Annotated in this window: 11 protein-coding genes; 8 read left to right on the forward strand and 3 right to left on the reverse strand. The window is 46.8% G+C overall.

All coding sequences use genetic code 11. From position 1 onward, the window contains the following. The first annotated feature begins 37 nt into the window (after positions 1 to 37). On the forward strand, positions 38 to 940 hold the full coding sequence (locus QUB30_RS26230) for an undecaprenyl-diphosphate phosphatase (RefSeq protein WP_333339604.1): 903 nt from the start codon (positions 38 to 40) through the stop codon (positions 938 to 940). Positions 941 to 1,372: 432 nt separating this feature from the next. Here QUB30_RS26230 and QUB30_RS26235 read toward each other — a convergent pair whose 3' ends face one another. Next, a complete protein-coding gene (locus QUB30_RS26235; RefSeq protein WP_333339607.1) occupies positions 1,373 to 2,914 on the reverse strand; it encodes a tetratricopeptide repeat protein in 1,542 nt (513 codons plus the stop codon). Positions 2,915 to 3,007: 93 nt separating this feature from the next. On the opposite strand from QUB30_RS26235, the gene QUB30_RS26240 reads away from it, so the two are divergent. After that, positions 3,008 to 3,346 carry a hypothetical protein gene (locus QUB30_RS26240; RefSeq protein ID WP_333339610.1) on the forward strand — a complete coding sequence of 113 codons (339 nt, stop codon included), beginning with the start codon at positions 3,008 to 3,010 and terminating at the stop codon, positions 3,344 to 3,346. 154 nt (positions 3,347 to 3,500) lie between these two features. Then, a complete protein-coding gene (locus QUB30_RS26245; protein WP_333339614.1) occupies positions 3,501 to 6,056 on the forward strand; it encodes a sigma 54-interacting transcriptional regulator in 2,556 nt (851 codons plus the stop codon). Positions 6,057 to 6,109: 53 nt separating this feature from the next. Here the strand turns inward: QUB30_RS26245 and QUB30_RS26250 are convergent, their stop codons facing one another. Continuing rightward, the gene (locus QUB30_RS26250; RefSeq protein ID WP_333339617.1) at positions 6,110 to 6,736 is read right to left on the reverse strand and encodes a ceramidase domain-containing protein; all 627 of its coding nucleotides are present in this window, start codon (positions 6,734 to 6,736) and stop codon (positions 6,110 to 6,112) included. 257 nt (positions 6,737 to 6,993) lie between these two features. Here QUB30_RS26250 and QUB30_RS26255 point away from each other — a divergent pair, with 257 nt between their 5' ends. From QUB30_RS26255 to psbM, 4 genes are all read left to right on the forward strand, one after another. Next, a complete protein-coding gene (locus QUB30_RS26255) occupies positions 6,994 to 8,379 on the forward strand; it encodes a TIGR03279 family radical SAM protein (RefSeq protein WP_333339619.1) in 1,386 nt (461 codons plus the stop codon). A 141-nt stretch (positions 8,380 to 8,520) separates the two neighbouring features. Further along, positions 8,521 to 10,413: a TolC family protein gene (locus QUB30_RS26260; RefSeq protein ID WP_333339622.1), complete on the forward strand. Its 1,893-nt coding sequence runs from the start codon at positions 8,521 to 8,523 to the stop codon at positions 10,411 to 10,413. Between the two features lie 497 nt (positions 10,414 to 10,910). Continuing rightward, on the forward strand, positions 10,911 to 11,207 hold the full coding sequence (locus QUB30_RS26265) for a 2Fe-2S iron-sulfur cluster-binding protein (protein WP_333339625.1): 297 nt from the start codon (positions 10,911 to 10,913) through the stop codon (positions 11,205 to 11,207). Positions 11,208 to 11,501: 294 nt separating this feature from the next. Next, complete coding sequence (gene psbM / locus QUB30_RS26270) at positions 11,502 to 11,615, forward strand: photosystem II reaction center protein PsbM (RefSeq protein ID WP_333234547.1); 114 nt, start codon at positions 11,502 to 11,504, stop codon at positions 11,613 to 11,615. Between the two features lie 121 nt (positions 11,616 to 11,736). Here psbM and QUB30_RS26275 read toward each other — a convergent pair whose 3' ends face one another. Next, positions 11,737 to 12,588: a universal stress protein gene (locus QUB30_RS26275; protein ID WP_333339629.1), complete on the reverse strand. Its 852-nt coding sequence runs from the start codon at positions 12,586 to 12,588 to the stop codon at positions 11,737 to 11,739. A 142-nt stretch (positions 12,589 to 12,730) separates the two neighbouring features. On the opposite strand from QUB30_RS26275, the gene QUB30_RS26280 reads away from it, so the two are divergent. Next, positions 12,731 to 13,225, forward strand: coding sequence for a thioesterase family protein (locus tag QUB30_RS26280; protein WP_333339632.1), 495 nt, complete (start codon positions 12,731 to 12,733; stop codon positions 13,223 to 13,225). Positions 13,226 to 13,320 lie beyond the last annotated feature (95 nt).

Below are 13,320 nucleotides of genomic sequence, written 5' to 3' on the forward strand. Positions count from 1 at the left end.
TGATAACTAGAAACTGACAACTGGGAATTCACAACTAATGATATCTTTGCTTGACGCACTCCTGGCTCAAACGCCCGCTGCTGATGTTTCCGGGCCCACTCAAATCAATCTGTTGCAGGCGATTGTTTTAGGAATTGTACAAGGATTAACAGAGTTTTTGCCCATCAGCAGCACCGCTCATTTGAAGGTAGTGCCGATCGCCCTGGGATGGGGCGATCCGGGGGTTGCTTATACTGCTGTAATTCAGTTAGGCAGTATTGTGGCAGTGCTTTGGTATTTCTGGAAAGACTTGACAACTATCACTTTGGGTGCTGTAGATGCCGTGGTGCGCCGCGACTACAAATCGCAAGATTTTCAAATAGCGCTGGGAATTGTTTTGGGAACAATACCTATAGTCTTTTTTGGGCTGCTAATCAAGGCATTGGTTCCAGATTTCGATCGCTCGCCGCTCAGGAGTTTGGCCAGCATCGCCATTGCTTCGATCGTCATGTCGCTGCTGTTAGCAATAGCAGAAAAAACTGGCAAGCGCAATCGCACTTATGAAAAGTTAACTGTCTCAGACGGCATTTTTATGGGATTAGCTCAAGCAATAGCCTTGATTCCGGGCTGTTCGCGATCGGGTTCTACCCTAACAGCAGGATTGTTTATGGGATTGGAAAGATCCGCCGCCGCGCGGTTTTCTTTTTTATTGGGAATCCCGGCAATTACTATCGCTGGATTAGTGGAATTGAAGGGTGCTTTAGGAGAAGAAATCGGCGATGCTGGAGTTGCAGCTTTGATAGTTGGAACGATTTCGGCATTTGTGTTTTCTTATTTGTCGATCGCGTGGCTGATGAAGTTCCTGCAAACTCAAAATACGTGGGTGTTTGTGTGGTACAGGCTGGCTTTTGGCGTGGCAATTTTAACGGCGATCGCAGGGGGGGCAGTGCGAAATATATAAAATAGAAATCCGATAGCAGTAGGAGCGGCTTATGTCGCTCTGAACTCGGTCTAATTAATAACTCGAACGCCAAATTACCATCTATTTTTTTGTAAATCTAAAAAGATACAACCTCAAACTCAACGAATTTTTTGAGAGTTAAAAATCAATTTAGATAGGAAAAATGAGATAAAATGTGCGTGCTTTTAAGGAGAAATGCGAACTATTTTTCTTCCCATTTTTTATTAAATTTTATTTTAGGAGTTTTCTGGGATTTACATAACTCATTCACCCGACCTATAGAAAGTAATGAAAATCAGATAAACAATTAAATTATCTGATTGTGATAAACTTTAATTATGACTCAGACTTCTTAAAAAAGAGGTTTGGGTTATAATTATTCTATTTTTTAGCGCTTAGTAGTGCGATCGACCTTTGGGGAGTTTTTGCAGTTTATTGCAGTTTCCTCAGATTGTTAATGGCTTTTTCATAGTTATCTTTATCACCTTGCTGCTGAAATAAGTCTGCTGCTTTCTGAAAGTCTTGCATCGCCCCGGGCTTGTCTCCCCCTTTATCGCGGGCAATTCCCCGGCTCAAGTAGGCAAGGGCTAAGTTAGGATTGATTCGCAAAGCTGCGGTGTAATCGGCTACAGCACTTTGCGTGTCTCCTAAACGAAAGCGGCTAACGCCCCGGTTTAAGTAGGCATCGGCCAAGTTAGGATTAATTTGCAAAGCTCGATCGTAATCAGCAAGTGCACCCTGGCTGTCTCCTAAATCATCGCGAGCATTTCCCCGATTCGTGTACGCTTCGGCAGAGTTAGGATTGATTCGCAAAGCTTCGTTAAAATCGGCTACAGCACCCTGATTGTCTTCTGATAAATAACGGATAATCCCCCGGTGGTAGTAAGCAAGAGCATCGTTAGGATTAATTCGTAAAACTTCGTTGAAATCGAGGAGCGCACCTTGCTTGTCTCCTAACTCAGAGCGTGCAAGTCCACGGTTGCCGTAGGCTTGGAATAAGTTAGGATTAATTCGTAAAGCTTCGTTAAAATCGGCTATAGCACCCTTGTTGTCTCCTGAAACAGAACGGATACTCCCCCGGTGGTAGTAAGCAAAAGCATCGTTAGGATTAATTCGTAAAACTTCGTTGAAATCGAGAATTGCACCCTGGTTGTCTCCTAACTCAGAGCGAGCAATTCCTCGGTTGGCATAGGCTTGGAATAAGTTAGGATTAATTCGTAAAGCTTCGTTGAAATCCGCTACAGCACCCTGGTTGTCTCCTAATTTAGAGCGCAGTATTCCCCGGTTGTTGTATGCAGAGGCATAGTTAGGATTAATTCGCAAAGCTTCGGTGTAATCGGCTACAGCACCCTGGTTGTCTCCCAAACGATAGCGGGTAACTCCCCGGTTGTAGTAGGCTGAGGAATCGTTGGGATTAATTCGTAAAGCTGCGTTGTAATCGGCGAGTGCACCTTGGCTGTCTCCTGAGTCATCGCGGGCATTCCCCCGGCTGGTGTAGGCTTCTACATAGTTAGGATTAATTCGCAAAGCTTCGTTGAAATCGGCTACAGCACCCTTATTGTCTCCTAAAGTATAGCGGGCATTTCCCCGGCTGTTGTAGGCTTCGGCATAATTAGGATTGAGGGCAAGTGCTTGAGTGTAAGCGGCTATAGCGCCTTGATAATCTCCTTTTTCATACTTTTCCTCACCCTGAATAAATAAATCTTCAGCTTTGGGCGCAGCCGCCGCAGACGCACTGGGAATCTTTACCCCTACATCCACTTGAGCTGATGCTAATAATCTCAAACTGGTATTAATCGGAATCCCCTGATTGAAAACTTGTTCTCCGTTCAGAATCCCAGTGCTAATATATTTGAGAGTACCGTTGCACAAAAAGCTATGATTTCCCGCACGGCTGGGTTGACAAAAAAGCGCTGTTGTGCTGGCAGAAACAACTAACCCTGTCAGGAGTCCCGTCAAAATTTTTAGTTTCATAAATACATATTTTTGATACATCCTCTCACAGCCAAGCTAAATTCACAACCCAGAACCGATCCAGATTGTAAAGGCGATCGACTTTAGCAAACTATGTCAATACCAAAAAAAGGAACAAGAAAAATAATTGTTGATCGGGAGCCTTTCATCTGGCTCATCCGAAGACAAGCTACTTATACACAAGCATACTACGATTGCGGAAATCTTCATGTTGCTGTCGAACACTCTGAAAAACGGGGTTCGGTGTTAGTTATCCTCACCGATCGACCTCATCCTCAAGGTTTGACTCCAACTAACAAAGTGAAACCAGTAACACCCTCTGATACAGCACAATGGATACGCCAAGCGGTGCAACTCGGATGGCAGCCTCGGCGATCCGGAATCACTTTTAATGTGCAGATTGCAGGAGGACGTGCAGAAAAAATATATTAGAGCGGGGAGTGTCGATCGGGTATGCTGAAGACAGAAAATTAACACCACACTCAAACTCAAAATGCTAGTCGTTCCCAGCAGTTAATATTGATGTAGCACAAAAATATATATCCTACACCAACCACCACGATTCGGCTTTCGCCGACGCTAAGCGATGTCTACCGAAACATTAGTTAACTGGCTCGAAAAGAGTACCGAATTAGGCATATTATCCCGCGAGATTTTACAAGCGATCGCGGGTGAAATGGAGATGACAACTTTTCCCCCTGGATTTCGAGTGGTAATAGAAGATACCCCCGTCACTAATCTCTATATCCTAGAACGAGGACAAGCCGATCGCTACCGCAGCAAACAACCGGGATTAATGTGGGCGAGTAGTTTGTTGCCGGGGGCGATCGTCAATTTATCGGCCCTTCAACGATCGCAACCTGCGGATAGTCGAATTATTGCTCGGACAGAGTGTCAATTTTGGGTAATTAGTGCCGATCGCTGGTACAGTTTGCTAAAAAGATATCCACGCATTACCGAAGCCTACGCTGAACGCTTGGCAGCGAAATTAGAACAGTTAGAAGCAGAAATCGCCTACGAACGCGAGCGTCAAAATGCCCTCCGCAGCTATCTAGTACCTAGGGCAAGACGGGGAGTCATTGGCAATAGTCGTTATGCAGTGAAATTGCGCCAACAAATTCGCACGGCATCGAGTGACAGCCGATCGGTATTAATCTCTGGCGAACCGGGTTTAGAAAAGGATAATTTAGCTGCTTTAATTCATTTCGGTTCCCATCGCCGCAACGAGCCAATTATTCAGATTAAAAGTGCTTTACTTCAGAGCAATGGAGCGGAATTATTCGGGCGGTTGGGCGGCAAACCGGGGTTATTGGAATGGTTGGGAGAAGGGACGTTAATTTTAAATGACGTGCAAGAATTACCCGCTCAATTATGCCCCCAAATTCAGCAATTATTAACCGAGGGAACCTATACGCCAGTTGTCAAGGAAGGACAAATACCGCGGCCACCGCGTTCTACTAATGCCCGGATAATTTTAATCTCAGAAATTGTGCAGCCCAAGCTAGATAAGCTGACACAACACAAGATTAAAGTCCCATCCTTGCGGGTGCGAAAAGCAGATTTAGAGGCACAAGTCAACTATTATCTCAATATCATTGGTCGCAAAAAGAAATTAGTCAAGCCCCAAGTCACACGGGAAGCAATTCGCCGCTTACAAGCCTACGATTTTCCAGGTAATTTGCAGGAATTGCAGGGAATGGTCGATCGCGCTTTAGTTCAAGCACAGGGGAGTCGGGTATTAACGGAAGAAGTGTTTTGGGCCCAGGCGAAGAAACAAAAGTTTCGGCTGAATTTATTAAATATTTATCCAAAATTTCGGCAATTTTTACGGAGCGATTGGTATCCCGATCGCGTGAATTATTGGTTTACCACCTGGGTGTTTGCATTGGTGGTAATTATCCTGTTTGTTGCTCCCCAAGATCGACAACATAATTTTGCCCTAAATATCTTTTGGGCGTGGTGGTGGCCGTTAATTTTATTATTATTCCCCATCATCGGACGATTGTGGTGCGCTTTTTGCCCCTTTATGATTTATGGGGAAATCGTCCAAAAACTATCGCTGAAAATTTTCCCTCGAACGCTCAATCAATGGCCCCGCAAACAAGCAGAAAAATGGGGCGGTTGGTTTCTATTTGGACTATTTACCCTGATATTTCTGTGGGAAGAGTTGTGGAATTTAGAAAATACCGCCTATTTATCCAGTTGTTTGTTGTTGCTCATCACCGCCGGAGCGGTAATTTTTTCCCTAATCTTCGAGCGACGATTTTGGTGTCGTTATTTATGCCCGATCGGAGGCATGAATGGATTATTTGCTAAACTCTCAATTATCGAACTGCGCGCCCAACAAGGAACCTGCGCGGCGGAATGCAGCACGTACCAATGTTATAAAGGCGGTCCCGCCTTGGGGGAAGGATTAACTACTAATGGGTGTCCGATTTATTCCCATCCCGCCCAATTAACTGATAATAAAGATTGCGTATTGTGCATGACTTGCTTAAAAGCCTGTCCCCATCGATCGGTTGAATTAAATCTGCGCCCTCCAGGAATCGAATTATGGACGACCCATGTTCCCCACAGTTATGAAGTCGCCCTGTTATTTTTATTACTAAGCGGTATCTATCTCCATCGCTTGCCGGAGATAAATGATTTATTAGGGCTAGGCATCAATTTAGACCAATTTATCCCTCATTTAGGACTCTCGCTCGCGGTGTTAATTATCCCGCCAATGATTCCCCTAGTAGCTTACGCCGTCATGCAGGCAATTTATCGATTGGGACAAGCAGAAAGCATCCCATTTACAAGCTATAAACCGCTATCATTTGTCTCCCTCGCCTACGGTTATTTACCGCTTGTCTGGGGCGGTAGTTTGGCTCACTATTGGCGATTGGGTTTGCAGGAAGGCGGGCGAGTGATTCCTGTAACTTTTGCCACTTTCGGACAAATTAGAGACGATTTACCGAGTTTTATCGGCGATCCAGCGGTGATTAGCTTCTTGCAAGGTTTAACTTTGATTGTATCATTATTAATCACAATATTTGTGACTCAAAAAATTGCCAACCGCTCGATTAAATCTTTGATTCCACAGCATTTAGCGAGTTTGTGCCTGATGGTGAGTTTGTGGTATGCGATCGTAGGAACCTGAGAGTGAGTAGGCGCGCTCTATTACTTTGAGTTTTAATTTTTTACTCGCTCTGATCAATTTAAGAGCAGGCTTCTTGCTGACAGGTACAGCAAAACACCATTACAAAGATGCCAGAGGAAATGAGTCCCTGTTGAAAAGAAAGGGCAAATTGCCCGATCGATAGTACGGAATGCAAGGGCTAATAGGAAGACACCTGTTGCTGCTAATAGAATGAATGGTTCGCGCTTTTGCTGTCGATAGTGATACAGTCCTAGTCCGAGCAAAACCAAAAATGCAGGAGCATACGAAAGAGAACCATTGAGAAGATTTATAAATTGCTTGCTAAAATCGCTAAAAAAAAAGAATGCTGCAAGTAATACTCCTGCATATCCTGAATTCATCCTAACTACCCGACGACTGTAAAGCCAGATAAAACAAAGCTGAAAGAGCAGAATAGGAATCACATCTAGTAAATTTGCCCATCGCGTTGCAAATGTATGAAACAGGAAACTTCCGATACCAATACTGGTGGCTAAAGCAATCAGTATCCAAATACCAAGGAATATTTTGTGGTGTCGCTGAGCTAATTGCCAAATAGCCCATGCTGCAATAATGAAAGACACATTGGAAATAGCATTCAGTGGCTCCCTCCATAAACCAGGAATGAGTCGCTCACAGTAAAGGTCGATATAATCATTCATCGCTCTACCATTGATTTTTTCAAGGTAACTTATAATTGTGTCGCAGATGCGGTACAATACACTATCTAATCTAGAATACCGCAAGTCGCTGATGTATGTAAGCCCCTTCTTACTCCCCTTCAGCATTTTAAACTCAACTAAACCTGTATAATTGAGACAGGTGCATGGGAGATAGTATGAAAATTTATTTACACATTAAAATTCACAAAAATTTTGTCAAAAACACTTAATCAAAGCCAAAAATAAATCAATAAATTATGAGCGAATCCTCAATCAAACCTGCCATAATTACAAAAGTTATCCCCGACAGCATCTGCGCGGAAATGGGATTTGAACCCGGAGACTCAATCGTCGCCGTCAACGGCCAAAAACCCCGCGACTTAATCGACTATCAATTCCTGTGCGCCGAGGAATTTCTAGAACTAGAAGTTTTAGATGCCAAAGGCAAAAGTCACAAGTTAGAAATAGAAAAAGATTATGACGAAGACTTGGGAGTGGAATTTGAAACTGCTCTCTTCGATGGACTAATTCAGTGCAACAACCGCTGCCCTTTTTGCTTTATCGACCAGCAGCCTCCGGGAAAGCGCGAAACTTTGTATCTCAAAGATGATGACTACCGCCTCAGCTTTCTTTACGGTAGCTATCTCACTCTCACCAATCTGAGTCAAAAAGAGTGGGACAGAATCGAACAAATGCGGCTTTCTCCTCTTTATGTTTCGGTGCACGCTACGGAACCCGAAGTGCGAATTAGGCTGTTAAAAAATCTCCGGGCTGGCAAGATTCTCGAACAAATCAAATGGTTTCAAGAACGCCGCTTGCAAATTCACGCTCAAGTAGTTGTTTGTCCCGGTATTAATGATGGCGAACATTTAGAACGCACTTTGTTAGATTTGGCAAAATTCCATACCGGAAATATCCCGGCTGTAGCATCGGTGGCTGTCGTGCCAGTAGGTTTAACTCGCTTTCGCCCTCCAGAAGATGAACTAATCGCAGTAACAGCGGAAAAAGCGCGAGAAGTAATCGAACAAGTGCAGAAAATTCAAGTGCTTTTGAGTCAAGGAAAAGGCGGCACAAAAGCTAAAAAGCAGAATTCAAAATCGCGGTGCCTTTGGCTGGCTGACGAGTGGTTTTTAATAGCGGGTTTAGATTTGCCGTCGGCTGAAGATTACGAAGATTATCCGCAAATTGGTAACGGTGTAGGTTCTATCCGCCAGTTTATCCAGCAGTTTGAAACGGCTTTTGAGAAGCTGCAACCGATGCAAGTCGAGCCAGAGCGCAAGTTAGTTTGGGTGGTGGGGAATGCTGTAGAAAAAGCTTTTGAGCCGATCGTACAACAACTAAACCAAATTCCCGGCTTGTCCGTCAACATGGCAGCACTGTGCAGCCGCTACTGGGGACAAACTATCACTGTCACGGGTTTGCTCACCGGGCAAGATTTGCTCGAAGCTTTGCAGGGGAGAGACTTGGGAAACGGCATCCTGCTGCCGTCGGTGATGCTAAAACAGGGGGAACCGCGTTTTCTCGACGACATGACCCTCGAACAGCTCGCCAGCTTGCTGAAAACCCGGATTTTGCCGGTTAGCGGAGTAGAGGAACTAATCTCGGCGGCGATCGGTCTGGCAAGTGCTGAAGTTAAATTCTAAATTTTGAATCGAACATTCAAAAGTTAAGATGAGTATGGTAATTGTGACTTGTAACCGTCGAGTTCAGGCTACAGACTAGAAACTTGAGACCTCAATCTTGCTCTAAAATTGTCTCTAGGATTGCAGAGTAATTAAAAAATTATGCGTGTTTTTCGTCAAATCATCGTAGTCGGAGTGGGCGCTGCAATTACTTTCAGCAACGCCGCACAGAGTGCTTCAGCACAGCCTCCGGCTCCATCTCAGGACAGTTCCGCCCTTAGCAATCAGCTCGAATTAGGGCAGAATATTCGATCGACCTCGAACACAGCGCCAGAATCAGCATCAGATCCCGCACAGTCGATCGCCCTTAACTCCCCAACCTCCGAGTCTCAGCAGCCAGGGGAAGCAAATATCGCATCAACTCGAACCCAGCCCGAGCAAGCATCAAAGCCTCAACAGGCTGCTCCGGCTGCCCCATCAACTCTGTCTCAGGGCGGTTCAACGCCTCTAAGAGGTTTGGCACCGGCAGGCGCTCAGCAACCTGCCCCGAGCGGCCCCAACAATGTTCCAGTGCCGAGTTTGCCAACACCACCTCCCCGGGGCACTCCGAACGAAAGTTTCCCCCCTCTTCCTCCGAGGGGCATTTTAGACACCAAGCCTCCGACTTCTCTGGAACCCAACCCGAATCCGCTGCAGTTTCCGACAAAACCCGAGGATGTCACGATCGAGCAAACAGAGTCAATTACCTTGCAGCAGGCGATCGACCTCGCCCGCCGCAACAGCCAAGTTTTGCAAATCGCCGGACAGCAAGTGGAACAAAGCAGAGCAGCTTTGCGCGAACAACAAGCTGCTCTCTATCCCGACCTCAATTTTCAAATGGACGCCAGCCGTTCTGTGACTGCCGGCGGAGAACTCGGAGTCCGGGCTCGGCAGCGCGAGTTTAACTCTGAGGCTAACCAAAGGGGGGTGCCCGCCCCCCAAGCCGGACAAAATTTAGGCAGCAACAGTCTCAACAGCGCTTTGCAGTTGAGCTACGACGTAGATTTGTTCGGCAGGCGGCGCGCTAACATCCGCGCGGCAGAGGAACAGTTGCGCCTTCGGGAACTGGATGTGGAACGCCAAGCCGAGCAACTCCGCTTCGACACTGCTGAGGCTTACTACAACTTGCAAAACTCCGACGGACAAGTTGCCATCCGCCAAGCTTCGGTGAGAAATGCCCAGCAAAGTTTGCGGGATGCCGAAGCTTTGGAACGGGCCGGGGTGGGAACCCGGTTTGCGGTGTTGCAGGCTCAGGCAAATTTGGCTAACGAAGTGCAGCAACTGTCAGTGGCCCGTCGCGATCAGCGAGTTGCCCAGCGGCGTCTGGCTGAGATTTTGAATATCAGCCAGTCGGCGAACTTGACGGCGGCTGACCCGGTAGAGCAAGCCGGCTCTTGGAGGCTGTCTTTGGAAGAGAGTATCGTGCAGGCTTTTAAGAATCGCCCCGAGTTGGAACAGCAGTTGGTGCAGAGGGATATCAGCAAGCAGCAGAGGCGATCGATTCAGGCGGGGCGTTTGCCTCAACTGAGTGTTGGGGGTAGTTACAACGTGCAGGGACAAGACCCTGACGACCCCGCTCCGTTTATTGCTCGTGGGTGGGCCGACGGGTATTCGATCCGGGCGAGTCTGACTTGGAGTATCTTCGACGGGGGCGCGGCGAACGCCCGGGTGAAACAGCGGGATGCGGATATTGCGATCGCTGAAAGTCGATTTGACCAACTCCGCAACCAAGTGCGCCGGGAAGTCGAACAAGCTTATTTTGGCTTGGAGTCGAGTTTTGAGAATATCGAAACTTCTGAGGCGGGGGTTTTGCAGTCGAGGGAAGCTCTGCGTTTGGCCAGACTGCGCTTTCAAGCTGGCGTGGGTACTCAGACGGATGTGATTCAGGCGGAAACTGATTTGACTAGGGCTGAGAGAAACCGATTGTCGGCAATTGTCACCTACAACCTGGGACTTTCGTCTCTCCAGCGGGCTGTGAGCAATCTTCCCACGAATAACCTCTCGGATGCTCCTTGAGATTCGCTTGGGACGATTCCCTACAAGATAGCTACGCTTCGCGACCTTTCAGCGCCAGCGGCATTGGGCATTGGGTATCGCGCAACTCAAATACGACTAAGACTCAGAAACCGGGTTTCTGGGCCAAATATTGGTTTGGCGACCAGAAATCTAGGAATTTACCGGGTTTCTGACCGAAAGTAATTAGGTCCGGGGCCCCCGGATTCATCCGTGGAGGGAGAAAAAAAGCTCCGAATCATCTTGTGCTCGCCCCCGGATTCATCCGTGGGGTCGAATCTAAAATCTAAAATCTAAAATCTAAAATCTAAAATTGATTGACCCCGCGCGCCCAGTGTCCTGTCAACATCACCAATTCAAAAATCAGGAAGGCCATTTTTGCATTTTGAGTTGCCCCGCGACCAATATCCACTTTCTGGGCCCTAAATATTCTTAATAACCGAAACATTAGTTAATATTTTTTAATAAAGACTCGCGTTTACCGCCCTAGGGAATCAGCAATGGCTAATATCAAGTTTGTGAAGGAAAATCAGGAAGTCATCGCAGCAGACGGAGCCAATTTGAGGCTCAAAGCTCTAGAAAACCGCATCGATTTGTACACGTTTTCGGGAAAGATGATGAATTGCGGGGGCTACGGTCAATGCGGCACCTGCATTGTGGAAATTGTCGAGGGAAGTGAAAATCTGTCGCCCCGCACAGACTTTGAGAACCGCAAGCTCAAAAAAAAGCCGGAAAACTATCGGTTGGCTTGTCAGGCTTTGGTCAACGGCCCGGTGAGCGTGAAGACTAAGCCGTGACTCTCAGAAGGCAGAAGGCTAGAGATGCTAGAGATGCAGAAGGAAAGAAAAATTCAGAATGCAATAATTTTGTTTTTTTTTCCTATTTCACTGTATAATTAACAGCTTTGCCGATCTAGGAAAAGAAAGTTGGTTTCTAGGACAAATAAAAGGTTGGGCTGCGAAGCACTCACGCAAAAACGGGGTTTCGTCGCCCATCTGCAAGTCCTCCTTCTGTCTTCGAGTTTGCCTTTTGCCTTTGAGTGATATCCTAGTTGTGTGTTTTCCTATTTTCCGATAGAGGCGGGCGTCTTCATGGAAGTTAACGAATTAGGGTTTGTGGCAACCATTCTGTTTGTATTGGTTCCCAGCGTTTTTCTAATCATTCTGTACATTCAAACGGCTAGCCGTCAAGGCAGACAAGATTAGCAATTGCTGCTGTTTCTGTCTGGCGCAAGCTGGTTGCAAAAAAAAGCGCCAACAGCTTTTTGCTGAGGCGCTTTTTTTGTTAACTGGTGAATCTTGGCTGCTAACTGTTAGCAATTAAAGTTTAACCGACTGTGCGGGCTAGCAAGACGGGACAGTTGGCGTAGACTCGCACGTAGTCTGATAGGGAATTTCCCAGGAGTCGATCGAGATCCACAAAGTTTTTGGCAACGTTGGGCCGCCGATCCGGGGAACCGATTACCAACAAGTCGGCATTCAAGTCGTCTGCAATCCGACAAATTTCTTCCCCTGGCTTGCCTGTGGCACTGACGCAGCGGTAGCTAATTCCCATTTGTTTGGCGAGTGCTACTGCAGGGGCTAATACTGGGTCTTTTTCAGCATTTGCTGTTAAATCTTCGGTGGCTTTTCCAGTCAAATCTTTGGTGACGTGTACTAGAATTATCTGTCCCCCGCTGACTTCTTTGACAAAAGATAGGGCTAGTTCTAAGGATTGTTTGGCGGATTCCGATTTATCGACTGCCACCATGACGCGCTTGATTCTTTTGACGTAGATGTCGTCTTTTACTAACAGCATCGGTCGGGATGTTAGCTGGAACACGTACTGGCTGACTGAGTTTTCCAAAATCGATTGCAGCCGTCCGAGTCCCCGCGAACCCATAATTACTAAGTCGGATTGTTCTTCTTCTGCAACTTGGCAAACTGTGGTTTTCGGGTCTCCCTGTTTGAGCCGGGGGTTGACTTTGCTGGGATCTATTTTCAAAGACTGGACTGCTTGTGCTAAAATCTTGCCTCCTTCTTTCAACTTCTCGGCCATGCCGTCGGAGGTTACTTGGGGCGGCACGACGTGCAAGACTGTGACAGAGGTTTGTTGCAAGGAAGGGATGTCCATCAACATATTAAACATCTCTTCGCACAAGCCGCGACCGGCTACGGCTACTAAAATTTTTTCGATCATGGTTTTGGCGGTAAAAACAGTTGAGTTTTCTTGTGCGGCGCTCTAACTAGAACGTTGGTACTCTAGCTGGTTAATGTCAAGCATAAGCCTGAAGTTTGCTTTATGATTTGTAGAAATGTAGCGTTTTGGAACAATTTGTAACGTGTTAGAGAACGATCGAACTCAACCAGAACTCGCACCGGCTGGTGCTATTCAAAATCGCCGCGGGATCGACTCTGAGGGCTGGTTTGAATATTTGGTGCGAGTGTACCCTCACCATACTGACTACAGCGGTGTGGTTTGGCACGGGACTTATCTGGCTTGGATGGAGGAAGCTAGGGTGGAAAGTTTGCGCTCTCTCGGCATCGAGTATGCAGACTGGGTGGCGCAGGGTTTGGAATTGCCCGTGGTGGAACTTTCGCTGCGCTACCACCGCTCTGTACAAATGGGTCAATCTGTGGCAGTCAGAACGCGGATCGGTGCTAGCGAGGGTGTGCGGCTGCTTTGGGATTACGAAATTCGATCGGCTGATACTCAGGAGTTATATGTGACGGCACAGGTAACTTTGGTTGGTGTCGATCGCGACAAAGGTAAGATTATGCGTCAATTACCCCCAACAGTGCAGGCAGCTTTGGCAAAGTTGGCGATCAACCCTTAGACTTATCTATTAGATCTCCGCAATAACTTTTGTGGAGCAGGCATCCTGGCTGCCTTTGACTGTATTTTTTGGAGATATCTATTCGGGGTCATGGC

Origin of the sequence: Microcoleus sp. BROC3, assembly GCF_036702515.1 — a bacterium.
Taxonomy (GTDB): domain Bacteria; phylum Cyanobacteriota; class Cyanobacteriia; order Cyanobacteriales; family Microcoleaceae; genus Microcoleus.

What these genes read in the sequence shown, in the direction of transcription:
- QUB30_RS26230 (WP_333339604.1), top strand. Translation starts at nt 38, where the DNA reads ATGATATCTTTGCTTGACGCACTCCTGGCTCAAACGCCCGCTGCTGAT.
- QUB30_RS26235 (WP_333339607.1), bottom strand. Translation starts at nt 2,914, where the DNA reads ATGAAACTAAAAATTTTGACGGGACTCCTGACAGGGTTAGTTGTTTCT.
- QUB30_RS26240 (WP_333339610.1), top strand. Translation starts at nt 3,008, where the DNA reads ATGTCAATACCAAAAAAAGGAACAAGAAAAATAATTGTTGATCGGGAG.
- QUB30_RS26245 (WP_333339614.1), top strand. Translation starts at nt 3,501, where the DNA reads ATGTCTACCGAAACATTAGTTAACTGGCTCGAAAAGAGTACCGAATTA.
- QUB30_RS26250 (WP_333339617.1), bottom strand. Translation starts at nt 6,736, where the DNA reads ATGAATGATTATATCGACCTTTACTGTGAGCGACTCATTCCTGGTTTA.
- QUB30_RS26255 (WP_333339619.1), top strand. Translation starts at nt 6,994, where the DNA reads ATGAGCGAATCCTCAATCAAACCTGCCATAATTACAAAAGTTATCCCC.
- QUB30_RS26260 (WP_333339622.1), top strand. Translation starts at nt 8,521, where the DNA reads ATGCGTGTTTTTCGTCAAATCATCGTAGTCGGAGTGGGCGCTGCAATT.
- QUB30_RS26265 (WP_333339625.1), top strand. Translation starts at nt 10,911, where the DNA reads ATGGCTAATATCAAGTTTGTGAAGGAAAATCAGGAAGTCATCGCAGCA.
- psbM (WP_333234547.1), top strand. Translation starts at nt 11,502, where the DNA reads ATGGAAGTTAACGAATTAGGGTTTGTGGCAACCATTCTGTTTGTATTG.
- QUB30_RS26275 (WP_333339629.1), bottom strand. Translation starts at nt 12,588, where the DNA reads ATGATCGAAAAAATTTTAGTAGCCGTAGCCGGTCGCGGCTTGTGCGAA.